General features: G+C 64.6%; 30 protein-coding genes. 19 read left to right on the top strand and 11 right to left on the bottom strand.

The genetic code is table 11. The features are described 5' to 3' along the window. Positions 1–22: 22 nt before the first annotated feature. A complete protein-coding gene (locus tag ACVWYP_RS02070) occupies positions 23–214 on the bottom strand; it encodes a hypothetical protein (protein WP_016847464.1) in 192 nt (63 codons plus the stop codon). 337 nt (positions 215–551) lie between these two features. Between ACVWYP_RS02070 and ACVWYP_RS02065 the strand changes: the two genes are divergently transcribed. The 3 genes from ACVWYP_RS02065 (at position 552) to ACVWYP_RS02055 (ending at position 2,161) form a co-directional block, all read left to right on the top strand. Beyond that, positions 552–758, top strand: coding sequence for a hypothetical protein (locus tag ACVWYP_RS02065; RefSeq protein WP_028339101.1), 207 nt, complete (start codon positions 552–554; stop codon positions 756–758). Between the two features lie 91 nt (positions 759–849). Continuing rightward, a complete protein-coding gene (locus tag ACVWYP_RS02060) occupies positions 850–1,212 on the top strand; it encodes a PRC-barrel domain-containing protein (RefSeq protein ID WP_304497552.1) in 363 nt (120 codons plus the stop codon). 187 nt (positions 1,213–1,399) lie between these two features. After that, entirely contained in the window at positions 1,400–2,161 is a 762-nt protein-coding gene (locus tag ACVWYP_RS02055) for a Crp/Fnr family transcriptional regulator (protein ID WP_304497551.1), read from the top strand. A gap of 256 nt (positions 2,162–2,417) precedes the next feature. Here the strand turns inward: ACVWYP_RS02055 and ACVWYP_RS02050 are convergent, their stop codons facing one another. Further along, positions 2,418–3,824, bottom strand: coding sequence for a TAXI family TRAP transporter solute-binding subunit (locus ACVWYP_RS02050; RefSeq protein WP_028339098.1), 1,407 nt, complete (start codon positions 3,822–3,824; stop codon positions 2,418–2,420). Here ACVWYP_RS02050 and ACVWYP_RS02045 point away from each other — a divergent pair. From ACVWYP_RS02045 to ACVWYP_RS02035, 3 genes are all read left to right on the top strand, one after another. Next, positions 3,823–4,029 carry a hypothetical protein gene (locus ACVWYP_RS02045; protein ID WP_304497550.1) on the top strand — a complete coding sequence of 69 codons (207 nt, stop codon included), beginning with the start codon at positions 3,823–3,825 and terminating at the stop codon, positions 4,027–4,029. The two genes, ACVWYP_RS02050 and ACVWYP_RS02045, sit on opposite strands and share 2 nt — an antisense overlap. Before the next feature lie 222 nt (positions 4,030–4,251). Beyond that, on the top strand, positions 4,252–4,605 hold the full coding sequence (locus ACVWYP_RS02040) for a DUF3307 domain-containing protein (RefSeq protein ID WP_080686645.1): 354 nt from the start codon (positions 4,252–4,254) through the stop codon (positions 4,603–4,605). A gap of 171 nt (positions 4,606–4,776) precedes the next feature. Further along, positions 4,777–5,184: a hypothetical protein gene (locus ACVWYP_RS02035; RefSeq protein WP_028339096.1), complete on the top strand. Its 408-nt coding sequence runs from the start codon at positions 4,777–4,779 to the stop codon at positions 5,182–5,184. A gap of 91 nt (positions 5,185–5,275) precedes the next feature. Here the strand turns inward: ACVWYP_RS02035 and ACVWYP_RS02030 are convergent, their stop codons facing one another. Both ACVWYP_RS02030 and ACVWYP_RS02025 read right to left on the bottom strand, forming a co-directional pair. Continuing rightward, positions 5,276–5,611 carry a YkgJ family cysteine cluster protein gene (locus tag ACVWYP_RS02030; protein WP_028339095.1) on the bottom strand — a complete coding sequence of 112 codons (336 nt, stop codon included), beginning with the start codon at positions 5,609–5,611 and terminating at the stop codon, positions 5,276–5,278. Next, the gene (locus tag ACVWYP_RS02025; RefSeq protein ID WP_016847472.1) at positions 5,611–6,309 is read right to left on the bottom strand and encodes a helix-turn-helix transcriptional regulator; all 699 of its coding nucleotides are present in this window, start codon (positions 6,307–6,309) and stop codon (positions 5,611–5,613) included. The genes ACVWYP_RS02030 and ACVWYP_RS02025 overlap by 1 nt, the downstream gene beginning before the upstream one ends. A 195-nt stretch (positions 6,310–6,504) precedes the next feature. Here ACVWYP_RS02025 and ACVWYP_RS02020 point away from each other — a divergent pair, with 195 nt between their 5' ends. Together ACVWYP_RS02020 and ACVWYP_RS02015 are read left to right on the top strand one after the other, a co-directional pair. Further along, entirely contained in the window at positions 6,505–6,738 is a 234-nt protein-coding gene (locus ACVWYP_RS02020; RefSeq protein WP_028336548.1) for a hypothetical protein, read from the top strand. 64 nt (positions 6,739–6,802) lie between these two features. Beyond that, on the top strand, positions 6,803–7,534 hold the full coding sequence (locus tag ACVWYP_RS02015; protein WP_304497549.1) for a glutathione S-transferase family protein: 732 nt from the start codon (positions 6,803–6,805) through the stop codon (positions 7,532–7,534). Here the strand turns inward: ACVWYP_RS02015 and ACVWYP_RS02010 are convergent. Continuing rightward, positions 7,531–8,166, bottom strand: a complete 636-nt coding sequence (locus ACVWYP_RS02010; RefSeq protein WP_304497548.1) for a pyridoxamine 5'-phosphate oxidase family protein — start codon at positions 8,164–8,166, stop codon at positions 7,531–7,533. The genes ACVWYP_RS02015 and ACVWYP_RS02010 overlap by 4 nt on opposite strands. A 119-nt stretch (positions 8,167–8,285) precedes the next feature. On the opposite strand from ACVWYP_RS02010, the gene ACVWYP_RS02005 reads away from it, so the two are divergent. After that, the gene (locus tag ACVWYP_RS02005) at positions 8,286–9,179 is read left to right on the top strand and encodes a LysR family transcriptional regulator (protein WP_304497547.1); all 894 of its coding nucleotides are present in this window, start codon (positions 8,286–8,288) and stop codon (positions 9,177–9,179) included. On the opposite strand, the gene ACVWYP_RS02000 is transcribed toward ACVWYP_RS02005, so the two are convergent. Next, positions 9,176–9,631: a PaaI family thioesterase gene (locus ACVWYP_RS02000; protein ID WP_304497546.1), complete on the bottom strand. Its 456-nt coding sequence runs from the start codon at positions 9,629–9,631 to the stop codon at positions 9,176–9,178. The genes ACVWYP_RS02005 and ACVWYP_RS02000 overlap by 4 nt on opposite strands. Before the next feature lie 288 nt (positions 9,632–9,919). Continuing rightward, positions 9,920–11,089 carry a 4-hydroxybenzoate 3-monooxygenase gene (pobA, locus tag ACVWYP_RS01995; protein WP_304497545.1) on the bottom strand — a complete coding sequence of 390 codons (1,170 nt, stop codon included), beginning with the start codon at positions 11,087–11,089 and terminating at the stop codon, positions 9,920–9,922. A 278-nt stretch (positions 11,090–11,367) separates the two neighbouring features. Between pobA and ACVWYP_RS01990 the strand changes: the two genes are divergently transcribed. From ACVWYP_RS01990 to ACVWYP_RS01950, 9 genes are all read left to right on the top strand, one after another. After that, a complete protein-coding gene (locus tag ACVWYP_RS01990) occupies positions 11,368–12,390 on the top strand; it encodes a TRAP transporter substrate-binding protein (RefSeq protein WP_028339089.1) in 1,023 nt (340 codons plus the stop codon). 129 nt (positions 12,391–12,519) lie between these two features. Then, on the top strand, positions 12,520–13,086 hold the full coding sequence (locus ACVWYP_RS01985) for a TRAP transporter small permease (RefSeq protein ID WP_051447727.1): 567 nt from the start codon (positions 12,520–12,522) through the stop codon (positions 13,084–13,086). A gap of 6 nt (positions 13,087–13,092) precedes the next feature. Continuing rightward, positions 13,093–14,409: a TRAP transporter large permease gene (locus ACVWYP_RS01980; RefSeq protein WP_028336540.1), complete on the top strand. Its 1,317-nt coding sequence runs from the start codon at positions 13,093–13,095 to the stop codon at positions 14,407–14,409. Positions 14,410–14,413: 4 nt separating this feature from the next. After that, entirely contained in the window at positions 14,414–14,875 is a 462-nt protein-coding gene (locus tag ACVWYP_RS01975) for a DUF3237 domain-containing protein (protein ID WP_028339087.1), read from the top strand. Positions 14,876–15,265: 390 nt separating this feature from the next. Continuing rightward, positions 15,266–16,060 (top strand): crotonase/enoyl-CoA hydratase family protein, encoded by a 795-nt coding sequence (locus ACVWYP_RS01970; RefSeq protein ID WP_304497544.1) that lies wholly within the window; start codon positions 15,266–15,268, stop codon positions 16,058–16,060. Next, positions 16,057–17,928, top strand: a complete 1,872-nt coding sequence (locus tag ACVWYP_RS01965; protein WP_304497543.1) for a feruloyl-CoA synthase — start codon at positions 16,057–16,059, stop codon at positions 17,926–17,928. The genes ACVWYP_RS01970 and ACVWYP_RS01965 overlap by 4 nt, the downstream gene beginning before the upstream one ends. 20 nt (positions 17,929–17,948) lie before the next feature. After that, the gene (locus ACVWYP_RS01960) at positions 17,949–18,710 is read left to right on the top strand and encodes an SDR family NAD(P)-dependent oxidoreductase (protein WP_304497542.1); all 762 of its coding nucleotides are present in this window, start codon (positions 17,949–17,951) and stop codon (positions 18,708–18,710) included. 62 nt (positions 18,711–18,772) lie between these two features. Further along, on the top strand, positions 18,773–19,192 hold the full coding sequence (locus ACVWYP_RS01955) for an acyl-CoA thioesterase (protein WP_304497541.1): 420 nt from the start codon (positions 18,773–18,775) through the stop codon (positions 19,190–19,192). Between the two features lie 165 nt (positions 19,193–19,357). Beyond that, positions 19,358–20,509, top strand: coding sequence for an ABC transporter substrate-binding protein (locus ACVWYP_RS01950; protein WP_028339083.1), 1,152 nt, complete (start codon positions 19,358–19,360; stop codon positions 20,507–20,509). 78 nt (positions 20,510–20,587) lie between these two features. Here the strand turns inward: ACVWYP_RS01950 and ACVWYP_RS01945 are convergent, their stop codons facing one another. Genes ACVWYP_RS01945 through ACVWYP_RS01935 form a run of 3 tightly spaced genes read right to left on the bottom strand, consistent with a single transcriptional unit; the run spans position 20,588 to position 24,131 of the window. Further along, a complete protein-coding gene (locus tag ACVWYP_RS01945; RefSeq protein ID WP_304497540.1) occupies positions 20,588–21,319 on the bottom strand; it encodes an ABC transporter ATP-binding protein in 732 nt (243 codons plus the stop codon). Then, positions 21,316–23,085 (bottom strand): branched-chain amino acid ABC transporter ATP-binding protein/permease, encoded by a 1,770-nt coding sequence (locus tag ACVWYP_RS01940; protein ID WP_304497539.1) that lies wholly within the window; start codon positions 23,083–23,085, stop codon positions 21,316–21,318. The genes ACVWYP_RS01945 and ACVWYP_RS01940 overlap by 4 nt, the downstream gene beginning before the upstream one ends. Before the next feature lie 5 nt (positions 23,086–23,090). Next, entirely contained in the window at positions 23,091–24,131 is a 1,041-nt protein-coding gene (locus ACVWYP_RS01935; RefSeq protein ID WP_283088750.1) for a branched-chain amino acid ABC transporter permease, read from the bottom strand. Positions 24,132–24,310: 179 nt separating this feature from the next. Here ACVWYP_RS01935 and ACVWYP_RS01930 point away from each other — a divergent pair, with 179 nt between their 5' ends. Continuing rightward, complete coding sequence (locus tag ACVWYP_RS01930; RefSeq protein WP_028336531.1) at positions 24,311–24,829, top strand: MarR family winged helix-turn-helix transcriptional regulator; 519 nt, start codon at positions 24,311–24,313, stop codon at positions 24,827–24,829. Between the two features lie 90 nt (positions 24,830–24,919). Here ACVWYP_RS01930 and ACVWYP_RS01925 read toward each other — a convergent pair whose 3' ends face one another. After that, positions 24,920–25,405, bottom strand: a complete 486-nt coding sequence (locus tag ACVWYP_RS01925) for an adenosine-specific kinase (RefSeq protein WP_028339081.1) — start codon at positions 25,403–25,405, stop codon at positions 24,920–24,922. Positions 25,406–25,669: the final 264 nt, after the last annotated feature.

Raw genomic sequence — 25,669 nt, 5'->3', positions numbered from 1 at the left:
AGCTCTCCTTTGCGACTCGCGGCTACTTGCGGAACGTCAGCCACTCGCTGACTTCCATCACAGTCTCGGTCTGTCTGGCCTTCTTCATCAGCATTTCGCGTTCCCGTCCCGGCGGCAGCTTGCGTGCCGCAATGCGCGAATCTTCGGCGAATTTTTGCAAGCGGTTTTCAAACGATCCGGGAGGCCGCGACCTGTTGCGCTTCTTCTTGATCATGCCGTCTCCGAGCTGGAACCAGCAATACTAGGCTTGTTCCCCGGATGCCGTCGTTAACCCATGACATCGGGCGAATTGAAAAAACACGCGCCCAAAGTCGCGACCAAAAATCGCGACCAAAAATCGCGACCAAGGATCGGGACCAAGGATCGCGCAGGACCGCAGGAACGATCTTCGGCGCTCTGCGTAACACCCGTGCGTTCGCTGCTTTGCTCCCCGAAAGGCGGTGGACCACTCCGGTGACGGGCCTCGGCGAATTTGATCGCCGAGGCCCGCATGTCTTCAAGCAAAGCGGCCAAGGAAACAAGAAGGACATAAGCCAAGAAGGACATCATCAATGGCACATTCCAATCAGGGTATCGTGAAGGACAACAAGGGGCAGGAACAGCCGGCCGACAAGCAGCGCGCGCAAACCGCGCACAAGACCGACCCGCGAAAGTCGAATGCGCGCGAAGCGACGCGTGATCCGAAATTGAACGATGCCGACAAGACGCCGGGATCCGGCATGACATCAGACGACCGCGGCGATCCTCCAACAGGCTGAACGGCGTTCCGCTCTGCAGCAATCGCGGCAATGCGGCAGGAACGATGACCCGGGTCGACGGTTGGCGTCGAGGGATCAATGGAGAACTGACATGGCGATGGACGAGAAGGAGGTCGGAAACCTGATCGGCAGCGACAAGGTCGAGGGCACCGCGGTCTATGGCTCCGACGAGCGCAAGATCGGCTCGATCGAACGGGTGATGATCGACAAGAAGAGCGGGCGGGTGTCTTACGCCGTGCTCGGCTTCGGCGGCATTCTTGGTCTCGGCAACGACCATTATCCGCTGCCCTGGCAGTCGCTCAAATACGACACGAGGCTGGGCGGCTATGTCACCGGCGTCACCGAGAGCCAGCTACGCGGCGCGCCGAAATACGGCAGCGAGCGGGATTGGAATTGGTCGGATATCGGCGCCATGCGCGCGGTGAACGAATACTACGGCGTGCCGCTCGTCTGAGCGGCGCCGGCCCGCACTTCACTGGCACCCCACCGGAGCTGACCTGTATGGCGGTTGACGACGTTACCGTCGCATCCTTGGGGCGTCTGTACACTAGTGAACATACGTCAAAAGCTGTGCAATGTAACATACGTAATTGAAGTCGGTCCTGCAGTTGCCCGATTGAACATGCGGGAGACCAATGTCGTTGGCGTCGCTAATCCGGAAATTGGAGCAGTTTGCACGGCTTTCGCCGGTAGACCACGTCCTTCTCAATCGCGCGTCCACCGAGCGCGTCCGGCATTTCGGTCCGCGGGTCGACATCGTCCGCGAAGGCGAGAAGCCGAAGGACGTCCATCTGATCCTGTCCGGCTGGGCCTATCGCTACAAGCAGCTCGAGGACGGCCGGCGTCAGATCGTGGCTTTCTTCCTGCCCGGCGACATTTGCGATGTGAACGTCTTCATCCTGCGCGAGATGGATCATTCGATCGGTACCGTCACCGCAGTGTCGATCGCCGACCTCTCCCGCGAATTCTTCGACAAGGTCGCAGCCGGGCATCCGCGCATCGTGACCGCGTTCTGGTGGGAAACCCTGGTCAACGCGGCGATCCAGCGCGAATGGACCATGAGCCTCGGCCAGCGAACGGCGCTGGAGCGGATGGCCCATCTGCTGTGCGAGATCTGGCTCCGGCTGCGTGCCGCTGGCCTGACCCAGGGCGACAGCTGTGATTTCCCGCTGACCCAGGGCGATCTCGCCGATGCCACCGGGCTCTCCAAGGTTCACGTCAACCGAACGCTGCAGGAATTGCGCGCCGGCGGCCTGATCGTACTGAAGGGAAAGACCCTGGTCGTCCCCAATCTCGAGCGGCTGATGCAGGCCGGCCTGTTCAACCCGAACTACCTGCACATGGATCACGAGGGACGGCAGCTCGATGCCGCCGCGACGCCGACGGACGCGGCGGCCGGGTAGTAGCGCTGTAGTCCGCTGCATGTCGAGAGCGCGCGGATGTATGGTTCACCGGCCGTTCAACATACGCGGTGTCGTCCTGGCGAAAGCCAGGACCCATTACCCCAAGTCTCAATTGTTGCGCGATGCTGGGGCAGCGATCCCGTTCATCAGCGAAAGCGGTGGTAATGGGTCCTGGCTTTCGCCAGGACGACAGTGGTGCATGTGGCGCGACCGTAGGGACGACAGTTGTATCTGTGGCGTAACCAACGGCTTGGCTTCACCCATTCGCCGCCTTCACCACCACGAGGTTCTCGTCCGGCGTCGCCGGGTGGCGCTTGAGGTGATCGCGGCGCAGCGCGATCTCGTCGCGGACCAATTCGTAGCCGAGCTTGAACGTGTCCATTCCGTCGCCGGAAACGGTGCCGTCGCGCAGGCCGGTCACCGCGCCGCGCAGGATCGCCTCGAGCTCGTCCTGCAATTCATCGAGATGCTCGGCGCAGGTGGCGTGCGCGACGCGCTCGCCGATGTCGAGGATCCTGCCCGCCAGCTCGCTGGCCTTCTCCGGTGCGACGCGGGTGATCTTGGTGTAGATCGCGGCGAAGATCGAGCCGATGATGCTGAGCGCGGCGGCAGCGAGATACATCACGTCGCTGTAGCGATCCATGAACGACTTGGTGTCGTCGTTGATGTATTCGGCGGCGCCCTGATGGGCGACGATGAAGGCGTCCTTGTCGGTCGCCGCCGGCTCGATCTTGGAGGCGAAGCCGTCGTCGAGCGCCAGTTCCGACTTGTTCTCATAGATGATGCGCGCGAGCTCGGCGGCTGTCGTCGTGGACATCGAGGATTGCGCGACCAGCAGCCATTCCAGCCCGATGGTGTCGACCTCGTCATCGGGGATCGCCGGCGAGGACGACAGCATGCCGGTCGAGACCGTCTCCTCCGAAATCGCCGGGTATTTGCGCGCCAGCGCCTTGGCCGCGTCGATCGCATTCAGTGTGAAGCCGCCGGCGCGCTTGGCATATTGCTCGTAGGTCTTGTCCTTCACGATCTTCGAGGCATGTTCGATCGCGAGCACGGCGGCAAAGCCGGAGGCGAACAGCTTGTCGAAAGGTGTGTTCGGCGGCGCCTGCTGTACCCGCTGCGCCGCGTCGGGGCTGTCGGCGATCTCGAGCGCGCCGCGGACGAAATTGACGTTGCTCTCGCCGTCGCCGACGACCGCGATCCGCTTCTTCTTGAGCTCGCTCAGCGATTTGATCTTCTTGCCGCCGGGGCTGAGCACCAGCACCACGTCATGCTCGAGGATCGCGATGGCGCGGGCACGCGGCGGCACCCTTGCGTCGGTGCGCAGGATGGCCAGCGAGGCGTCGCGGCGATCGAATTGCGCCAGCGCCTTGGCGTTGTCGGGGTTCGGCGCGATCTTCAGCCGCAGCCGCGACGAATTGTTCTTCAGCACGGTGGCGAGCTTGGCGGCGAATTTCGCCTCCGGGCCGTTGGCATCGCCGACTGCGAACACCAGCGTTTCGGAATTGCGCAGCCAGAGGCGGCCGCCGATCACGGTGACCGCGCTCAGGAGCAGCGTCAGCAGGGTGAAGACGATGATCTGTGCGCGGTTGGTCTTGACGACCGGTTTGGCGACCGGAGGGCGCGGCGGCGTCGGCGCAGGCGAGGGGGCTTCGGCACTCATGGCTGATCACCTGGCTCATCACCCGTCCGGGACGGCCCGCTGCCGCAACAACCCGATCGGCGCGGCGCTGCCCGGTGAATCCGTAAATGACTATAAAAGAAAGAAAATTTCCTATGTTGCCGACGATATACTTCCCCGGGGGGAATGCAAACGGCCGCCGGCCGTAACCTTAATCCCGGCCGACCTGCGCCGCGATGCCACATGACCATTGCCACTATCGACGCCCGGACCGAGATGTGATTTTCGAGCAGGCGCAGGTGCATTCCGGCGCCGGAGATGTCATAAATGAGACACGCTTCGGTTTGCGGAATTGTGCTGACGGCCTGACCCGGATTTCTTGCAATCACATTCATCGAAGTAAAAGGGCGTCAGCTTGTTGTTTCCCTCCATGTCATCGTCGGTGTCGGTTGGTGCCCTGGTGGGATGGATGTTGCTTCTCACCGCAAAGCACATCATCGCCGACTTCATGCTGCAGAACGCCTGGATGGCGATCGGCAAGGACCAGAAGACCGGCTGGGCCATGCCGCTGTTGGCGCATTGCCTGGTCCATCTCGCGGTCGCGCTGGCGCTGATCCTGGTGGTGGCGCCGCGGTTCTGGTATGTCGCCTTCATTGACTTCGTGATCCACATCATCGTCGACCGTTGCAAGGGAATCTGCGCCTCGCATTTCGGCGTGACGCTGGAATCCGGCCATCCCTGGTTCTGGACCCTGATCGGGGTCGACCAGGCGCTGCACCACCTCACCGGCTTCGCGCTGTCGATCTACATGGCCGCGAACTGAGCGGTTCGCGCGCACCTTTCCTCACATCCTGGACCAGGAAGCCAGCCGGGCCGCGGCGGGCGGATGTGATTCGCGCGCAACGGGCAAGACCCTCCGGAAGCGACCGGAGGCCGTGGTTAACCTTTCGTTAGAGGATTACGCGGCATCTTCCCGATCGAGGGGGATTTGCAAATGTTTTCAAGCCGCGACGCCTTCGAGAACGATGCCTGCCCGGTTGCCGACGACCTGCTCGGCCAGATGTATCGCGCCAATCCGAACGGGCTCTCGTTGCTGGTTGCCAATGTCGCGCCCGATGTCAGGGCGCAGCTCGCGCTGTTCTGCTATCGCCGCAGCCACCTGCACGCACTCGCGGTGGCGATCGCGTCGAGCTGCAGCGAGTGGGAGCTGGTGAATTCCGGCGGTCGCGTCGGCTCGACGCTCTACGCGCTGTCGCGCGAGCCGGTCCGCGCCGCGACCGTTTCGCATGGCGGCCGCAAGCCGATCACGCTGTCGACCAAGCCGCTGTCGACCTTCGCGCCTGTCGTCGATGACGACCTCGACGACGAGGACGTCAGCGAGACGGTGACCGTGACGGCTTAAGCATGATCCGGAAAAGTGGAAACCGGTTTTCCCTCGCGACAAACGCGGAACGCGTTTGCGCGGAGATCATCCGCAAATAAAAGAGCCGTGCTCAACCCGGCTGCACGCTCGGGACGAGCGGCAGCCCGTGCCGGCGCCGCGCCATCGCGCATTCCGCGTCGCCCGGCTGGCAGGTCCGGCATACCTCCGGCCGCACCGCATAGACCTCGCAGCGCGTTGCTTCTCCGACCCGGCCCGATAGCGCCGAGCAGCGGTCGCCCTCGCAGCGCATGCCTGATTGTCGCGCGTTGACGAATCGCGCCGGGATCAGATCGAGCTGCGCGTCGTCCTCGATGGTGAAGCGCGGCCAGTTCTCCGAATAGCTGCAGCAGGCACCGCAGGACTGGCAGGGACTTGCGTCGGGCGCGTCGATCGCGTTGTCGGCCATCAGGTGTCCCTCGGCGCTTCCCAGACCAGGCTGCGCCGCCAGCGCGCCCTGAGCAGGTCGCGCCGCTCCGGATATTTCTCGTCGTGATAGACCGCCGTGACCACGCGGTCGGTGCGGAAGCTGCGGAAATCCCTGCGCAGCTCGCACCAGGCGGCGAGCAGCCGCACCGCCTCGTGATAGCCGACCGCAATCGGCCAGATCGTGCGCTCGCTATCGCGGCCATGCTCGTCGCGATAGTTCAGCGTGATCTTCTTGCCCTCATGGATCTGGCTGCGGGTCCTGACCATGTCGATGCGGTCGGGCTCCCGGTTCCAGGCCGAGCGGGCCCGGCTTGCCGGCTCCAGCACGAACGGCCGCAGCCGGTCGGGCACGGTCTCGGCGATCTTGGCCATCAGGTCCTCGGCCGCGCGCGCCAGCGCCGGATCGGCGTGGCCGACCACCCATTGCGCGCCGAGCACGCAGGCCTCGATCTCGTCGGGTGTCAGCATCAAGGGCGGCAGGTCGAATCCCTTCTCCAGGATGTAGCCCATGCCGGCCTCGCCGCGGATCGGCACCCGTTGTTCGATCAGGCTGGCGATGTCGCGATAGATCGTCCGCTTCGATGTCTCGAGCTCGGCGGCGATTGCATCGGCGGTCAACGGCTTACGGGTGCGGCGGAGCACCTGGATGATCTGAAACAGCCGGTCGGCGCGTCTCATGGCAACTCTCTCGATCGCTCTCTTGGCACGTGTCTTGTCGAGTGTCTTGTCAGCTCTCTTGGCAGCTGTCTTGACGGGGCTCGTGGTCTCTCGGTGTGCAGACTTTTCTGGGTCCCGTCCGGCTGCTGCTGACAGCATGTTGGCAGCAGGTGGGGGCTATATCAGGACAACACCTCAAGTGAAGGGAATTTGTCCATGACGAATCTTGACGAACTCGGTTTCCGGCAGGCGCAAGGCTTTGCGCTGGAACAGCTGGTCACGGTCTACTCCACCTCCGGCGACCTGCGCTGGGCCCTGGTCGCGCTGATCGCACAGTCGATCAGCACGGTTTGGTCCTACGGGCGGGCACGGCTGGTCAAGCGCGTTCGCGAGGCGGTTCGCCGCCTCGCACCCGTCGGCCCGTTCGACAGTGAATGCCACTACTGCTGACACCATGCTGGCAGCAGGGGACGGCTAGCTTCAATTCACGACCACAGGCGATCGGGAGCTTCATATGATTACGCTTTTTGGCTTTGGCACGGGCTTCGGCTTGCCGGAAATCAGCCCCTTCGTGACCAAAACCGAGGTCCAGCTCAAGATGGCCGGGCTCGACTATCGCAAGGAGAAGGCGATGCCGCCGGCCTCTCCCAAGGGCCAGCTGCCGTTCATCGCCGACGACGGCGAGACGATCGCCGATTCGACCTTCATCCGCGCCCATATCGAGGGCAAATACGGCTTCGATTTCGATGCGCCGCTCAGCTTGCAGGCGCGCGCCCAGGCCTGGGCCTTCGAGCGCATGATCGAGCATCACGTCTACTGGGCGCTGGTCGGCGCGCGCTGGGTCGACGACACCAATTTCGCCAAGGGGCCCGCGCATTTCTTCGACGGTGCGCCCGACCATATGCGCGACAAGATGCGCGAGGACGCCCAGTTCCGGGTTGCCGAGAATTATCTGCTGAGCGGGCTTGGCCGCCACGGACCGGACGAAGATGTCGATCTCGCGATCCGCTCGCTGTTCGCGCTGTCGGTGCAACTCGGCGACAAGCCGTATCTGATGGGCGATGCGCCGTGCGGCACCGATGCCACCGCGTTCGGCGCGCTGGCGGGAATCCTCACCCCGTTCTTCGATTCGCCGCTGCGCGAGCGCACCGAGAAGTTCGACAATCTCACCGCCTATGTCGGCCGGATGATGCGGCAATATTATCCGGAATTTAGCTGGGCGCCGCTGCAGCAGCAGGCGGCCTAAGCCGGCGCGGCAGGAGCGGGCTGGCCCTTCAACGCGGCGAGCTCCGCCTCGAGCTCGGCGATGCGCTGGTCGCGCGAGGCCAGGGCTGCCGCCACATCGGCCGCGTCGAACTTCTGCGGAATGTGCTGCGGGCAGTTGGTGTCCCACGCCACAACCTTGAACAAGATCACCTGCTCGGGGCGCGCCCGGTACCCCTGCGGCATCAGCGCGCGCGTCAACGCCGGATCGTCCTCCACCACCTTCGCCTCGCCCCACAGCTTGACGCGGCGGCGGTGCGCATAATCCATCACGAAGATATACGCCTTGGCATTCTCCGACAGGTTGCCCTGGGTGATGAACTGGCGGTTGCCGCTGTAATCGGCGAACGCGATGGTGTGCTTGTCGAGCACCTTGATAAAGCCCTTCGGCCCGCCGCGATGCTGGATGTAGGGCTGGCCGTCGGCCGACGCGGTCGCGAGATAGAAGCTGTTCACCTCGCCGAGGAAGCCGGCGAGGTTCTCGTCGATCTCGCTGCGCCAGCCGCCATGTGCCTCGACCTCGGCGTAGGTGGCGCGCGAGCCCTTGCGGGTCTGGATCGCTTTCACCGCCGGACTGAATGCGACATCGCTGGGATAGGTGTGAACGTCTGACATTTGAGCCTCGCGTTGCGGGCGCCAAAACGGTTGTCCTTGCCGATTAAAATGGACATTCCCGGATCGTAAGCAATCTTGTGGATTGACACTTCACTGTTGCCGATTATGCAATAGTGCTCATGGACCGGATCGACGCCATGCAGGCCTTCGTCGCGGTGGCGGACCTTGAGGGTTTCGCCCCCGCCGCCCGCAAGCTCGGCCTGTCGCCGTCCGCCATCACGCGGTTGATCGCGGCGCTGGAGGAGCGGCTCGGCGCGCGGCTGCTGCAGCGGACCACGCGGCAGGTGACGCTGACCGACGCCGGCTCGCGCTATCTGGAGCGGGCGCGCCGGATCCTCGCCGATGTCGAGGAAGCCGAGGACGCGGTCGAGAGCGAGCGCACCCGCCCCGAGGGGCGCCTCGTGATCTCGGCGCCGTTCGGCTTCGGGCGGCTGCATGTCAGCCCGGTGGTGAGCGCCTATCTGAAGCGCTATCCCGATGTCGGCGTCGACCTGCGGCTGTCGGATCGCAGAATCAACCTCGTCGAGGACGGCGTCGACCTCGCGGTCAGGATCGGGCACCTGCCGGATTCGACGCTGGTGGCGCGGCATGTCGGCCGGATGCGCCGCATCGTGGTGGCGTCGGCCGGCTATCTCAAGCTTCGCGGCAGGCCGAAGCGGCCGGCAGACCTCACCGCCCATGACACGATCCAGTTCGGCGCCATGACCGCGACGCCGGATTGGCGCTTCATGGAGGATGGCCGCGAGGTTCGCATTACCCCTACGCCGCGCTTCACCAGCAACAGTTCGGACGCCGCCATCCAGTACGCCGAGCAGGACGGCGGACTGACCCGCGTGATGGCCTATCAGGCGGCCGAATCGCTGAAGGCGCGGCGGCTCCAAATCGTGCTCGCCGAGTTCGAGCAGCCGGCGGTGCCGATCCACGTCGTCTATCCGACGACGCGGCTGTTGTCGGCCAAGGTGCGGACCTTCATCGATCTCGTGACCGAGATCACCGACTGGTATTTCGACTAGCTCACCGGCGGCTTCTTCGGCACCACGCGGAAGGTGCCGTTGGCGCGCGCGATGGTCACCCCGTCGGCCTTGATCAGGCTCTGCGCGAAGCAGATCGTGCTGCCGGTCTTGATCACGTCGCTCTCGATCGCGAGCCATTGTCCGACATTGGCGGAGCCTATGAAATCGACCGCGAGCGAGATCGTGACGAACGAGGTGGTCCAGCCGGTCGCCTGGCCGCAGCTATAGCCCATCGCGTTGTCGGCAAGCGCGGCGATCAGGCCGCCATGAATCAGGCCGCGGCCGTTGGTGTGCGGCCTCGCCAGCCGCAGGCCGATGATGACGGCTCGCTCGGTCTTCTTCTGGTAAAGCGGCTCCCAGGGCTCGGTGAGCGGGCTCTTGCGGAACAGCGGCTCGAAGCCTTGAGGGACGTCCTGGGGAGTATCGGGGACGATTTGCGTATCGGTGCTCATCTGAAAGCTCGCATATGGCGTTGGGTTGACGCCATTGAACGCGATGTCGATGACGGTTTCACCGCCTACAAAGTTTTAAACGGGATTTGCGCAGGTGTTTGAATGTAGCGCGGGCCTGTCGCCACATCTCCTGCTGTCATCGCACGGCTTGACCGGGCGATCCAGTATTCCAGAGACCGCACGGCATGAATCGAGAAGCCGCGGCGTGCTGGATACCCCGCATGCGCGGGGTATGACGGCTGAGTGTGTAACGGAGAGGTTGCTCGACGAAAGAAACAGCGAGCTCGCCTAGAACGGCAGCCCCACATAGTTCTCCGACAGCGAGGTCGAGGCCGCCTTCGAGCTGACGAGGTAGTCGAGCTCGGCGATCTGGATGCGCGCGGCGAATTCGCCCTCGTCGGGGAATTTGTGCAGTATCGAGGTCATCCACCAGGAGAAGCGCACCGCCTTCCAGACCCGCGCCAGCGCGCGTCCCGAATAGCCATCGATGCCGGCGGAGGATTTCTCGTCGTAATATTCGCGCAGCGCCTGCGACAGATAATGCACGTCGCTGGCGGCAAGGTTGAGGCCCTTGGCGCCGGTCGGCGGCACGATGTGCGAGGCGTCGCCGGCCAGGAACATGCGACCGAACCGCATCGGCTCGGCGACGAAGCTGCGCAGCGGCGCGATGCTCTTTTCGATCGAGGGGCCGGTGACGATCTCGTCGGCGGCCTTCTGGTCGAGGCGCCGCTTCAATTCGTCCCAGAACCGATCGTCCGACCATTGGTCGACATGATCGTCGAGCGGGCACTGCACGTAATAGCGGCTGCGGTGGGACGAGCGCATCGTGCACAGCGCAAAGCCGCGCTCGTGGTTGTTGTAGATCAGCTCCGGCGAGACCGGCGGCGTCTCCGAGAGGATGCCGAGCCAGCCGAACGGATACACCCGCTCGTAGCTGGTGATCGCCGAAGCCGGCACGCTGGCGCGGCTGATGCCGTGGAAGCCGTCGCAGCCGGCGATGAAATCGCAGGCGATTTCGTGGGTGACGCCGTCCTTGACGTAGCTGACGCGCGGATGATCGGTGTCGAAATCGAGCGGCTTGACGTCGGCCGCCGAGTAGATCGAGGCCAGGCCGGCGGCCTTGCGGGCATTCATCAGGTCGAGCGTGACCTCGGTCTGGCCGTAGATGGTCACGGTCTTGCCGGTCGAGCCATGCAGGTCGATGCGGTGCCGCGCGCCTCCGAACGCCAGCTCAAGCCCGTGATGGACCAGGCCCTCCTGGTGCAGCCGGGCAGCGGCGCCGACGCTCTCGAGCAGCGACACGGTGCCTTCCTCGAGCAGCCCGGCGCGAATCCGCCCCAGCACATAGTCGGGGGTCTGCCGCTCAAGAATGATGTTGTCTACGCCGAAAGTATGAAGTAGTTGCCCAAGCAACAGTCCGGCCGGACCTGCGCCAATGATTGCTACTTTTGTCCGCAATACCTTGTCCTCCCGATCGGATAGGCTTTTAGCCGGTGCCCGCGCCGCGGCGCGCGCCGTCAACTTGCCAAGGCAACTATATCATATAACGGTTTTGGCAAGGCGGATTTGCGCGGGACGCTCGTTCACCGCAGCGCAAGATGCGGCGGGGCGGGACCGGCGGAGGGTGCGACGAGGCGTCCGCCCGGCGGATTTCGTCTTGAATATCCGCGCGAATTAGATAACATGTTAAGTAATGAGACCGGGCAGCAAGCCCGTCCTGGAGAGGAGGAGACGTGATGAGGAAGACAATGTTGGCGGTGTTGATGGCCGCCGCCATCGTGCCGGCCGCGGGACCTGCTGTCGCGCAGGACAAGACCGTCAATCTCAAAGTGTCGCTATGGGTGCCGCCGGCGCATCCGCTGGTGCCGGCGACGCAGGCCTGGGCCGCCGATATCGAGAAGGCATCGGGCGGCACCATCAAGGTCACCGTGTTTCCGTCCGAGCAGCTCGGCAAGGCGTTCGACCATTACGACATGGCGCGCGACGGCATCGCCGACGTCACCTATGTCAATCCAGGCTATCAGCCCGGCCGTTTCCCGATCGCGGCCGCCGGCCAGCTTCCGTTCACCTTCTCCGACGGCAAGAAAGGCACGCTGGCGCTGAACGAGTGGTACCACAAATATGCGCCGACCGAGATGAAGGACACTAAGCTATGCTTCGCCTTCATCCACGATCCGGGCGCGCTGCACGGCAAGAAGAAGATCGTGCTGCCGAGCGATCTCTCCGGCGTCAAGGTGCGTCCCGCGCAGAGCACCATCGGCGAGATGGTCAAGATGTTCGGCGGCACCAATGTGCAGGCCTCCGCGCCGGAATCGCGCGACGCGATCGAGCGCGGCGTGGCCGACGAGATCACCTTTCCCTGGGGCTCGATCTTCCTGTTCGGCATCGACAAGGTGGTGAAGTACCACATGGACGTGCCGCTCTATTCGACGGTGTTCACCTACAACATGAACCTCGCCAAATATAATTCGATGTCGGCTGCCCAGAAGAAGGTGATCGACGACCATTGCACGCCGGAATGGGCCTCCAAGGTCACCGACCCCTGGACCGATTTCGAAGCCAATGGCCGCACCAAGATGAAGGCGCTGGAAGGCCACGAGGTCTACCCGCTGACATCGGATCAACTCGCCGAGTGGAAGAAGGCGGTCAAGCCGCTGCGCGACAGCTGGGCCGAGGCGGTGAAGAAGGCCGGCGGCGATGCGGCAAAGATCGACGCCGATCTGCAGGCCACGCTGAAGAAGTACGAGGCGGGGATCTAGCCGACTTCGTCATTCCGGGGCGCGCGTCAGCGCGAACCCGGAATCTCGCGCCACAATCCCCGGATTCCGGGTTCGCTCGCGTGGCGAGCGCCCCGGAATGACGGTTCCTGACAGCGATAGTCCGACATCATGGCTGCCAACTCCGAAGTTTCCCCAGACGGCGCGATCACCGGCCCACCCGAACCGGCGCGCAAGAATTTCATGGACCGCTTCATCGATTCGATCGAATGGGTGGCGGCCTTCTTCGTCGGCGTCGTCGCGCTCAACACCTTCACCGCGGTGTTCATGCGAAAATTCTTCGCGGTGACCATCCCCGACTACTACAATTTCGGCCAGTTCCTGCTCGGCATCCTGATCTTCTGGGGCATTGCGGCGACCAGCTATCGCGGCACCCACATCACCGTGGATCTGGTCTGGGCCAACGCCTCGCCGCGCCACCAGCGCTGGATCGACATCTTCGCGACGCTGGTGCTGCTGTTCGTGGTGAGCGTGCAGACCTACACGCTGGTCGACAAGGTGATCGACACCAGGAACAGCCATATCGTCACCATGGATCTCGGCGTTCCGGTCTGGCCGTTCTTCCTGGTGTCGTGGATCGGCGATGTCTCCGCGGTGCTGCTGATCGCGATCCGCACCTACCGCCTGATCTTCCATCCGGAAGATATCCATGATGCCAAGATCAAGACCGCGGAGTAGACGGCCATGAGTCTCGACCTCAGTCCCGAGACCGTCGCCGTCATCGGCTTTGTCAGCCTGTTCGTGCTGATGCTGCTCCGTGTCCCCGTCGGCATGGCGATGGGCCTCGTCGGCATCACCGGCTTTGGCTACCTCACCGGCTTCGCGCCGGCGCTCAAGCTGGTCGGCCAGACCACGATGCGCACGGTGACGGATTATTCCTTCGGCGTGATCCCGATGTTCCTGTTGATGGGCGCCTTCGTGTCCGTCTCGGGCATCAGCCGCGAGCTGTTCCGCGCCGCCAACACCTTTGTCGGTCATTGGAAAGGCGGGCTCGGCATTGCGACGATCGCGGCCTGCGGCGGCTTCGCCGCGATCTCGGGCTCTTCGGTCGCGACCGCCGCGACTTTCTCGGCCGTCGCCTATCCCGAGATGCGCCGCTTCGGCTATCCGCAATCATTCGCCGCCGGCGTGATCGCGGTCGGCGGCACGCTCGGGGCGATGCTGCCGCCGTCCACCGTGCTCGCGGTCTACGGCATCATCACCCAGCAGGATATCGGCAAGCTGTTTATCGCGGGCGTGGTGCCGGGCCTGCTCGCGATCCTGATGCACATGATCACGATCGGCATCATCGGCGTGACGCGGCCCGGCTTCCTGCCGGCGGGAAAGAAAGCGTCATGGCACGAACGCTTTGTCGCGCTGCGCGACGTCTGGTCGCCGCTGCTGCTGTTCCTGTTCGTGATCGGCGGGCTCTATGGCGGCTTCTTTGTCCCGACCGAAGCCGGCGCGGTCGGCGCGGTGGGCGCCTTCATCATCGGTATTCTCCGCGGCAAGTTGACCAGGGAAGGCATCCTGCAATCGCTGCTGCAGGCGACGCGCACCGCGGCCGCCGTGTTCACGGTGCTGATCGGCGCGCTCTGCTTCGGCTATTTCCTTACCATCACCCAGACGCCGCAGCACGTCACCGAATTCCTCACCGGGCTCGGCATCGGCCCCTATGGCGTGCTGGCGCTCATCCTCCTGATGTACCTTGTGCTCGGCTGCCTGATGGACGCGATGGCGATGGTGATCCTCACCGTGCCGATCGTGTTTCCGGTGGTGACGGCGCTCGGCTTCGATCCGATCTGGTTCGGCATCATCATCGTCATGACGGTCGAGCTCGGCCTGATCCATCCGCCGGTCGGCATGAACGTGTTTGTGATCAAGAGCGTGATCAAGGACGTCAACATGTCGACGATCTTTGTCGGCGTGCTGCCGTTCGTCATCACCGATTTGATCCGGCTGGTGATCCTGATCCTGTTCCCGCTGCTTGCGACCTGGCTGCCGCAGCGTATGATTGGTTAGGCTTATGAATCCCGAGCTCGAGACCAGATACGTCTTCACCATCACTGCCCGGATCGCGGAGGTGACCTCCGCCGGCGACATCGGCACCGGCGTCCGCCGCATCATTCCGATCATCGGCGGCGAGGTGAGGGGCGAGAAGGTCAACGGCAAGGTGCTGCCGTTCGGCGCGGACTTCCAGATCGTCCGGCCCAATGAGCTGATCGAGCTGGAGGCGAAATACGCGTTCGAGACCGACGACGGCGCCGTCGTCTATGTCGAGAACAAGGGCATCCGCTTCGGGCCGGTCGAGTTGTTGCAGAAACTGAAGCGCGGCGAGCCGGTCGACCCCAGGCTGATCTATTTCCGCACCGTGCCGAAATTCGAAACCGGCGCCGAAAACTACCGCTGGCTGATGCAGCACATCTTCATAGGCTCCGCCGCCCGCCACGCCGACCGCGTCGCGATCGACGTGCACCAGGTGCTTTAGCTTCGCACACATGCCGTCTCACCCGCCGGGATCCGCCAACATTCGGTGTCGTCCCTGCGAAAGCAGGACCCATACTCCGCGGCCTGTGTCGTGAACGGGACTCGTCGTTCCGTCGTCGCGCAGCAATAATCATTGGTGGTTATGGGTCCCTGCTTTCGCAGGGACGACGGGTGGAGGGGGCGCGCGTATCAACTCCATCACCGTCACCCTGAGGAGGCCGCGCAGCGGCCGTCTCGAAGGGTCGACGACCACCAGCCGGGCCGTGCATCCTTCGAGGCCCGCTTGCGCGTGCACCTCAGGATGACGGAATCGACAGCCGTGCGCGCCCATATTGACTCTCCTGCCAATCGTTATAAAACATAACTATTCTGAACAGGAAACAATAACGCCATGGGAAACGCTGCCGGCGGGGGAGACGCCTCGCTGCTCAGGATCGAGACGCGAGGGGCGGTGCTGACGGTCGGGCTGAACCGTCCCGCCAAGCGCAATGCGCTGAATGACGGCATCATCCTGGCGCTGCGGGACTGCTTCTCCGCGATACCGGATGCGGTCGGTGCCGTCGTCATCCATGGTATCGGCGATCACTTCTCGTCCGGGCTCGACCTCTCCGAACTGACCGAGCGCGACGCCACCGAGGGTCTGGTACATTCCCAGATGTGGCACCGCGTGTTCGACCGCATCCAGTATTGCCGCGTGCCTGTCATCGCCGCGCTGAAGGGCGCCGTGATCGGCGGGGGGCTTGAGCTGGCCTGCGCCGCGCATATCCGGGTCGCCGAGCCGTCGGCCTATTTCGCGTTGCCCGAGGGCCAGCGCGGCATCTTCGTCGGCGGCGGCGGATCGGTGCGGCTGCCGCGCCTGATCGGTGTGCCGCGGATGGCCGACATGATGTTGACCGGGCGGGTCTATTCGGCGACCGAGGGCGCCGCCTACGGCTTCTCGCAATACCTCACCGAGGCAGACGGCGCGCTGCCGAAGGCGCTGGAGCTTGCCGCGCGCGTCGCCGCCAATGCGCCGCTGACCAACTTCGCCGTGCTGCAGGCGCTGCCGATGATCGCCGAGGCCAATCCGCAGACCGGCCTCTTGATGGAATCGCTGATGGCGACGGTGGCGCAGAGCGACAAGGAAGCCAAGAAACGGATCCGTGCCTTCCTGGATCGCAAGACCGCCAAGGTGAAGCCGACATGAGCGCCGCGCCGTCTGCAACCGCCAGCCCCGCGCATCCGCTGCGCCCGATCTCGTTTGGCAATCCCGACGTCACCGTCGAGCGCCGCGACGACGGCACGATCTATCTCCGTCCGAAGCTCAGCCTCGCGGATTTTCCGGTTCGCCTCACCGACCGCCTGCATCACTGGGCAAAGGCCGAGCCGAACCGCGTGTTCATGGCCGAACGTGCCGCCGGCGGCGGCTGGCGGCAGATCACCTACGCGCAATTGCTCGAGGCTATCAGGCGCATCGCCTCCGCGTTGATCGCGCGCGGGCTGTCGGCCGAGCGGCCGATCGTGATCCTGTCGGGCAATTCAATCGATCATGCCTTGATGGCACTCGGCGCGCTCTATGCCGGCGTTCCGTTCTGCCCGGTGTCGCCGGCCTATTCGCTGGTATCGCGCGACTACGGCAAGCTCAGCTTCGTCATCAAGCTTCTGACGCCCGGCCTCATCTTCGTCGACGATGCCGACAAGTTTGCCGACGCGCTGCGCGCCAATGTCGGATCCGATGTCGAGATCGCCGCGAGCCGCGGCACTGTGCCCGGCCGTGAGGTGACGCGCCTCGCCGGTCTCTTGGCGACGCCGGAAGACCCGCGCCTCGATGCGACCCATGCGGCTATCGGTCCGGACACGATCGCGAAATTCCTGCTGACGTCGGGGTCGACCGGCAATCCCAAGGCCGTCATCAACACCCAGCGCATGATCTGCGCCAACCAGGTGATGCTGCGCGAGACGCTGGCGTTCCTCAAGGACGAGCCGCCTGTGATCGTCGACTGGTTGCCATGGAATCACACTTTTGGTGGCAACCACAATGTCGGGCTGACGCTCTATAATGGCGGCTCGATGTATCTCGATGAGGGCAAGCCGATGCCCGGCGGCATCGAGGAGACCGTGCGAAACCTGCGCGAGATCTCGCCGACGGTCTATTTCAACGTGCCAAAAGGCTATGAATCGCTGCTGCCCTATCTGCGCGACGACGCCGGTCTGCGGGCAAAATTCTTCGACCGGCTGCATGCGATGTTCTTCTCGGGCGCCGCGCTGTCGCCGTTCATCTGGAACAGCCTCGATGCGCTCGCCGTGCAGGAGAAGGGCTATCGCGTGCCCATGCTGACCGGCCTCGGCGCCACCGAGACCTCGCCGTTCTTCATGTCGGTGCGCCCCGATACCAGCCGCTCCGGCCATGTCGGGCTTCCGGTGTCGGGCAATGATGCGAAGCTCGTTCCGAACAACGGCAAACTCGAGGTCCGCGCCAAAGGCCCGAACGTGACCCCCGGCTACTGGCGGCAGCCCGAGCTGACCGCCGAGGCGTTCGACGAGGAAGGCTTTTACAAATTTGGCGACGCGCTGAAGCCCGCTAACGCGAGCGATCTCGATGCCGGTTTCGATTTCGACGGCCGCATCGCCGAGGATTTCAAGTTGGCGAGCGGCACCTGGGTCAGCGTCGGCCCGTTGCGGGCGCGCTTCGTTGACACCTGCGCGCCGCTGGTGCGCGACGTCGTGATCGCGGGGCTCAATCGCGACGAGCTTGCCGCAATCGTGATCCTCGATCTCGACGGCTGTCGCCTGATCAATCCGGCGCTGGTCGCCAATGACATCGCGGCCGCGGCCAATGATCCGCTGGTGCGCGCTGCCTTTCGCGAGCGCCTCGCGCGCGTCCTTGCCGGCGCCACCGGCTCGTCGAACCGGATCGCGCGCGCGATCCTGCTCGACACGCCGCTGTCGATCGATCGCGGCGAGGTCACCGACAAGGGCTCGATCAACCAGCGCGCGGTGCTGGAGCATCGCACGGACATCATCGAAGCGCTCTATGCGCCGGTGCCGCCGGCATCGGTGATCACACTCGTCTAGTTCTCGAACAGGAGAAAGCCATGCAGTTGAAGGACCAGGCCGCCATCGTCACCGGCGGCGCATCGGGATTGGGCGCTGCGACCGCGCGCCGTCTCGCCGCGCAGGGCGCCAAGGTCGCGGTCTGCGACCTCAACGCCAAGCTCGCCGAGAGCGTCGCGGCCGAGATCGGCGGTATTCCTGTGGTCTGCGATGTCGCCGATGCTGCGGCGGCCGAAGCCGCCGTCGCGACCGCCGCCAAGGCGCATGGCCTGGCCCGCGTGCTGGTGAACTGCGCCGGCATCGGGGTGGCAAAACGCGTGATCGGCCGTGAGGGGCCGATGGCCCTGGCCGACTTCGACAAGGTGATCAAGGTCAATCTGATCGGCTCGTTCAACATGCTGCGGCTTGCGACCGCTGACATGGCCAAGCTCGAGCCGCTCGCAACCGGCGAGCGCGGCGTCGTGATCTCGACGGCCTCGGTCGCCGCTTATGACGGCCAGATCGGGCAGGCGGCCTATTCGGCATCGAAGGGCGGCATTGTCGCGATGACGCTGCCGATCGCGCGCGAGCTCGCGCAATTCGGCATCCGCGTTCTGACCATCGCGCCCGGCCTGTTCATGACGCCCCTGCTGGCCGGCCTGCCGCAGGAAGCGCAGGATTCGCTCGCCGCTGCGATCCCGTTCCCGCGCCGGCTCGGCCAGGCCGACGAGTTCGCCTCGTTGGCACTGCACATGATCGACAATCCCTATCTGAACGGCGAAGTGGTGCGGCTCGATGCCGCGCTTCGGATGGCGCCGCGCTGAAGCATGATCCGGAAGAGCACGAACGCCCTTCCGGATCGCTCATGCTCAATCGAGGATAAACCATGTTCGTCAATCGGCGCGACGTGCAGATCCAGTGGGGCGATTGCGACCCCGCCAACATCGTCTACTACCCGCGCTATTTCGCGATGTTCGACGACTCGACCTCGATCATGTTCGAAGCCGCCGGTTGCTCGAAGCAGGACCTCGTCCACAAATACGGTCTGGTCGGCATTCCCATGGTCGACACGCGGGCGAAATTCCACATCCCGTCGACCCATGGCGACTGGATTACCATCGAGAGCCGGATCGAGAGCATCAAGCGCTCGAGCTTCGAGGTGGTGCACCGCGTCTTCAAGGGCGAGGCGTTGGCGATCGAGGCGTTCGAGACCAGGGTGCTGGTCGGCCGCCATCCGGACGATCCCGCCAAGCTGAAATCGGCGCCGTTTCCGCAGGAGATCGTCGATCGCTTCATGAACGGCTGACGTGTGCATGAAGGGCTGACTCGCAGCCCCTCATGACTCGACTTTCGGAGCATGATCCTCTCGGAAAACCGGTTTCCACTTTTCCGGATCATGCTCTAAAGAAGGGGCTGAATTGGCCCGCAAAACTGGTTTAAACCCAAAAAACTTATCCGCAGGGAGGAATGAATGAGGAAGGCCACTCTCGCCGCAGCAGCGCTCGCAGCAGCCATCGCGCTGCCGGGCGCGCCCGCACTGGCGCAGACCAATGAAATCACCATCGGCATCTCGATCTCGACCACGGGGCCGGCCGCGGCGCTCGGCATCCCGGAGCGCAACGCGCTCGATTTCGTGCCGAAGGAGATCGGCGGCGTGCCGCTGAAGCTGATCGTGCTCGACGACGGCGGCGATCCGACGGCTGCGACCACCAATGCGCGGCGCTTCGTCACGGAGTCGAAGGCCGACATCATCATGGGCTCCTGCACCACGCCACCCTCGATCGCGGTGTCGACGGTCGCCAACGAGGCCGGCATCCCGCATCTCGGCCTCGCGCCGTTCCCGATCAACGACGCGCGCATGAAGTGGTCGGTCGACCTGCCGCAGTCGATCCCGATCATGGGCAAGGTGCTCTACGAGCACATGAAGGCGCACAACATCAAGACCGTCGGCTATATCGGCTATTCGGATTCCTACGGCGACCTCTGGGTCAACGACTTCAAGGCGCAGGCCGTGCCGATGGGCCTGACCATGACCGACGAGGAACGCTTCGCGCGTCCGGATACGTCGGTCGCGGGCCAGGTGCTGAAGCTCGTCGCCGCCAATCCCGACGCCATCCTGGTCGGTGCTTCCGGCACCGCCGCGGCGCTGCCGCAGACCGCGCTGCGCGAGCGCGGCTACAAGGGCCTGATCTACCAGACCCACGGCGCCGCCAGCATGGACTTCATCCGCATCGCGGGTGCGGCCGCAGAAGGCGTCATCATGTCGGCGGGCCCGGTGATGTCGCCGGAAACGCAAGCCGACAGCGCGCTGACCAAGAAGCCTGGGCTTGCGCTCAACACCGCCTATGAAGCAAAGTACGGCGCCAACAGCCGCAGCCAGTTCGCCGGCCATTCCTACGATGCCTTCGAGGTATTGAAGCGTGTCATCCCGGTGGCGCTGAAGGCCGGCAAGCCCGGCACGCCGGAGTTCCGCGAAGGCATCCGCAAGGCGTTCATCTCCGAGAAGGAGATCGTCGCCACCCAGGGCGTCTACAACTGGACCGAAAAGGACCGCTACGGCCTCGACGACCGCTCGCGCATCCTGCTGACGGTCAAGGACGGCAAATACGTCCCGGCGATGTGAGCCGGTCGCGATCCGCGAAACGAAGAAGCCGGCCCCGATGAGGCCGGCTTTTTCATCAGTGAAGTGGGGCGATGGCGCCTAGATCGCACTCTCGCCTTCGTGCTGGAAGCCGAGATAGCTTGCGGCGACGCCCTTGTTGGCGGCGATGTCCTTGGCGGTGCCCGACAGCACGAACTCGCCGAGCTCCATGACATAGGCGCGGTCGGCGATCTGCAATGCGGCCTGCGCATTCTGCTCGACCAGCAGCACCGAGACGCCGGCGGCGCGGAGCTCGCCGACAATGCGGAAGATGTCGGCGACGATGATCGGGGCGAGGCCGAGGCTCGGCTCGTCCAGCATCAAGAGTTTCGGCGCGCCCATCAGCGCGCGGCCCATCGCCAGCATCTGCTGCTCGCCGCCGGACAGCGTGCCGGCAAGCTGCTTGCGCCGCTCCTTGAGCCGCGGAAACAGCGTGTAGACCCGCTCCAGCGAGGCCGCCGCGACAGCCTTCGCAATCCGGAAGGCGCCGAGCTCGAGATTGTCCTCGACATTCATGGTGCCGAACAATTCGCGATGCTCGGGCACTAGGCTGAGGCCGATGGCGACGCGGTCCTCGATGTCGAGCGGCGCCATGTCGACGCCCGCGAACGTCGTGCGCCCCTTCAGCGGCAGCACGCCCATGATGGCGTTGAGCAGCGTGGTCTTGCCGGCGCCGTTGGCGCCGATGATGGTGACGATCTCGTTGTCGGCGACGTCGAGCGAAACGCCGCGCACCGCCTCGACCTTGCCGTAGGAGATGTGGACGTCGGTCACCGATAGCAGCGCACTCATGCGGCGGCTCCGAGATAGGCCTTGATCACGTCGGGGTTGCGCTTGATCGCGGCCGGCGTGCCCTCGGCGATCTTGGTGCCGAAATCCAGCACCACGATGCGGTCGGCGAGATCCATCACGAACCCCATGTCGTGCTCGACCAAGAGCACCGACATGCCGCCGTCGCGCAATTGCCGGAGCAGCGTGGCCAGCCGCTGCTTCTCCATGTGGCGCAGGCCGGCGGCCGGCTCATCGAGCAGCAGCAGCATCGGATCGACGCACAGCGCGCGGGCGATCTCGACGATGCGTTGCTGTCCGAGCGACAGCGAGCCCGCGAGCTGGTCGATCTGGTCGGACAGGCCGACGCGCGCGATCTGCCGCGCGGCTTCCGCCAGCAGCTTCGCTTCGTCGGCGCGGTCGAGCCGCAGCATGCTGGAGATCGCGCCGGAATTGCCGCGCAGATGCGCGCCGATCGCGACGTTCTCCAGCACGGTCATGTCGGGCACCAGCTTGACGTGCTGGAAAGTCCTGGAAACGCCGAGCTTGACCACCTCCTGCGGCGGAGCGTTCGCGACCTCGTTGCCGAGCACGGAGATCTTGCCGCTGGTTGCGGTCAGGACGCCGGTGATCAAATTGAAGGTCGTGCTCTTGCCGGCGCCGTTCGGGCCGATCAGCGCGACGATCTCGCGGGCGTTGACGTCGAACGAGACGTCGTTGACCGCGAGCACGCCGCCGAACTGCTTGCGCGCCTTGTCGATGTGCAGAAGAACCGGAGACGTTCCGGGCGCCCGTTCGCGGTGCTCCAGCTTCACGGACGTGTCCAGGGTCTTGCGGGCGGGTTTGAACGGCAGCCGCGACATCAGCCAGGGCCAGACGCCTTGAGGCGCGAGCTGCAGCAGGAGCACCAGCATGATGCCGAACACGATGGTCTCGAGCTGGCTCTGGCCGCCGAAGATGTAGGGCAGGTAGCTCTGCAGCACCTCCTTGAGGATCACGACGATGCCGGCGCCGAGCACGCCGCCCCAGACGTAACCGGCGCCGCCGACCACGGCGATGAACAGATACTCGATGCCGGCCTGCGCGCCGAACGGCGTCGGGTTGGCGGCGCGCTGGAAATGCGCATAGAGCCAGCCGGACAGGCCGGCCAGCACCGCGGCATAGATGAACACCAAGAGCTTGGCGCGCGGCGTCTGCACGCCGAACGCTTCGGCCGCGACATGGCCGCGCCGCAAGGCGCGGATCGCGCGCCCGGTGCGGGAGTCCAAGAGGTTCATGGTCAGCAGCGCGGAGAGTAGCACCGCGACCCAGATCGCATAATAGATCGCATCCGGGCTCAGCATCTTGAACGAGCCGATCGACAGTGGCGGAATGCCGGAGATGCCGTCGTTGCGGCCGAGGAATTCGAGCTTGCTGAACAGATAGAACAGCCCGATGCCCCAGGCGATGGTGCCGAGCGGCAGATAATGGCCGGATAGCCGCACCGTGACGATGCCGAGCAGCACGGCCGCGATGCCGCTGACCAAGAGCGAAGCCGGCAGCGTCAGCCAGGGCGAGACGCCGTAGGCGGTGGTCAGCACCGCCGTGGTGTAGGCGCCGAAGCCGCAGAACGCGGCCTGGCCGAACGAGGTCAGGCCGCCGACGCCGGTGAGCAGCACGAGGCCCATCGCGACCAGCGCGGCGAGGCCGATATTGTCGAGCAGCACGATCCAGAACGGCGGGATGCCCGGGACAAGCGGAATCACCGCCATCACGAGCGCGAAGATGATGAGGGGAAGGCGCTGCGTCATCGCGCTCAATCCTTCTCTTCTTCGACCTCGGGCGCCGCGAGCGAGCGCAACACGAGCACGGGGAGGATCAGCGTGAACACGATGACTTCCTTGAAATTGCTGGCGTAGAACGACGAGAAGGCTTCGACGATGCCGACCACGATGGCGGCGACTGCGGTCAGGGGGTAGCTGACCAGGCCGCCGATGATGGCGGCGATGAAGCCTTTCAAGCCGATCAGGAAGCCGGTGTCGTAATAGAGCGTCGTGATCGGCACGATCAGGATGCCGGAGATCGCGCCGATGACGGAGGCGAGCAGGAACGCGATCTGGCCGGACAGTGTGGTGCGGATGCCGACCAGGCGGGCGCCGAGGCGGTTGATCGCGGTGGCGCGCAGCGCCTTGCCGGTCTTGGTGTAGCCGAAGAACAGCCATAGGGCGACGATGAAGCCGATCGTCAGGCCGTAGACCGCAAGGCTCTGGCCGGTGAAGCGCAGCGGGCCGGCGGTCACTGCGGCATTCGACAGCGCAGGCGCGCGCAGGCCTTCGGCGCCGAAGAACACCAGGCCGAGGCCCTGCAGCGCCAGATGGCAGCCGACCGAGGCGATCAGCAGCACCAGCACGGAGGTGTGCGCGATCGGCTGGAACGCGATGCGGTAGAGGAACAAACCGATCGCCGCCACGATCAGGAGCGCGAGCGCGATGTTGACGGCGATCGGCGTGCCGGGACCGACCAGCGCGTAGATCAGACCGAGCAGCGCGACGGGAAAGGCGATGTTGAGCGCGACCGAGCGGATCACCAGCCGCGCATGCAGCGCGTTGCGGGCGAAGAACAGGTCGAGGGCGAAGGCGACGAGGCCCATCGCGACGGCAAGCCGTGCGGTGCCGGGCACCTGGCCGGTCGCCAGCATGGCGTAGCTCAGCGCACCGTAGGTGACGAATTCGCCCTGCGGGATCAGGATCACCCGCGTGACCGCGAACACCAGCACCAGGGCCAGCCCGAGTAGTGCGTAGATCGCGCCATTGGTGATGCCGTCCTGCAGCAGGAACAGCATGATCGTTGTGTTCAAGGCCGAGCGCTCCCCCTCAAGCGTCGGACCGCCGCAACCGGCTGTGCCGGTCAGGTCGGCCGATATCGGCTGTTGAAAGCTGCCGATATTTGATATAGTCCATAACAATTATTGGATATAATCTCAAGGTCCCCGAGTGTCGTGCGGGATTCTTGTACCGGGATTGCGAGCCTGGAGCGATGACTGTTTCCAAGACCGCCACCGATGCCCTCCGCTCGTCGCGGGCCCTGCGCAGGGAACCGGCCGATTCTGCCGGGGACGACAGCATGCTGCAACTGGGCGAACTGTCCGGATTGCTCGGCTATTCGTTGAAGCGCGCGCAGCTCAGGGTATTCGAGGACTTCCTGCGCTGCGTCGCGCCGCTGCAGCTGACGCCGGCGCAGTTCTCGGTGCTGCTTCTGCTCGACAAGAATCCGGGCCGCAACCAGACCGAGATCGCCAACACGCTCGGCATCCTCAGGCCGAATTTCGTCGCGATGCTCGACGCGCTGGAGAGCCGCGACCTTTGCGCGCGGATGCGCTCCACCAACGACCGCCGGTCCCACATCCTCGTCCTGACCGACAAGGGCCGCGCCGTGCTGGCGCGCGCCAAGAAGCTGGTCGCCAACAAGCACGAGGCGCGGCTGATCGAGGTGCTCGGTCCGGCCAACCACGCCGCGCTGCTGGAGATGCTGGCGAAGCTCGCGCAGGAGTTTTGAGGGGGCGCGACGGCCCGTCCGCTCGCAATGACGCGTTGGGTTGATACATATCCGGCATGCGGGCGCCGCCAGGCGGCGAACCATCGCGGTCTAAAGCTTGTAGCCGATGTTCCGCAGCAGATCCTTCCGCCACGCAATGTCGGCGTCGGTTTCGACACCCAGCGGCGAGGCGCCATCCACCACGCCGAGCACGCCGCGCCCGAGCTCCGTCTGCGCGACGATCACCTGTGTTGGATTGGCCGTCGAGCAATAGATGCGGCAGACCTCCGGCACTGCGCGCACCGCCGGCAGCACGTTGACGGGAAAGAACCCGTCGCCGAGGAAAATCAGGAAGGTGTGACCGGCGCCGATCGCCAATGCGTTGTCGCGTGCCAGGGCGAGCGAGGCGTCGTCGTTACCGGAGCAGCGCACCAACCGCTTGCCGGAGGCCTCGCAGAAAGCCAACCCGAAGCGGATGCGCGGAACCGCGCCCACCAGCGCTTCGTGAAGGTCTTCCACGGTCTTGATGAAATGCGACTGGCCGAAGATGAAGTTGGTCTCATCCGGCTTGACGATGGGCACCACGGTGAGTTCCATGGCTTCGCTCCTGCACGCGAACTCCCCAATCCATGGTAGGCCGTTGGAGGGCGTTTGCAAGCGGCCACAGGCGCTCAAATGTGCCGGCTGTCTGCTTCGGCTCACGCCGACCAGCGTCCGTACTCACGACGGCTCTCAAGGGGGGGACCGGAAATCGCCGGGAGGTTGCGCGCCGAAGGGCGGCAATTGTGGTATCCTCCGTCAAGCGCGATGGCCCGTATGTTGCCCGGCCCCTCGCAAAAGGCCGCGAAGCGTACCGAGCGT

It is taken from the genome of Bradyrhizobium sp. USDA 3262, from assembly GCF_054060035.1.
Note: the sequence above shows the minus strand (reverse complement) of the source record. Positions and strands in the feature narration are given on the sequence as shown.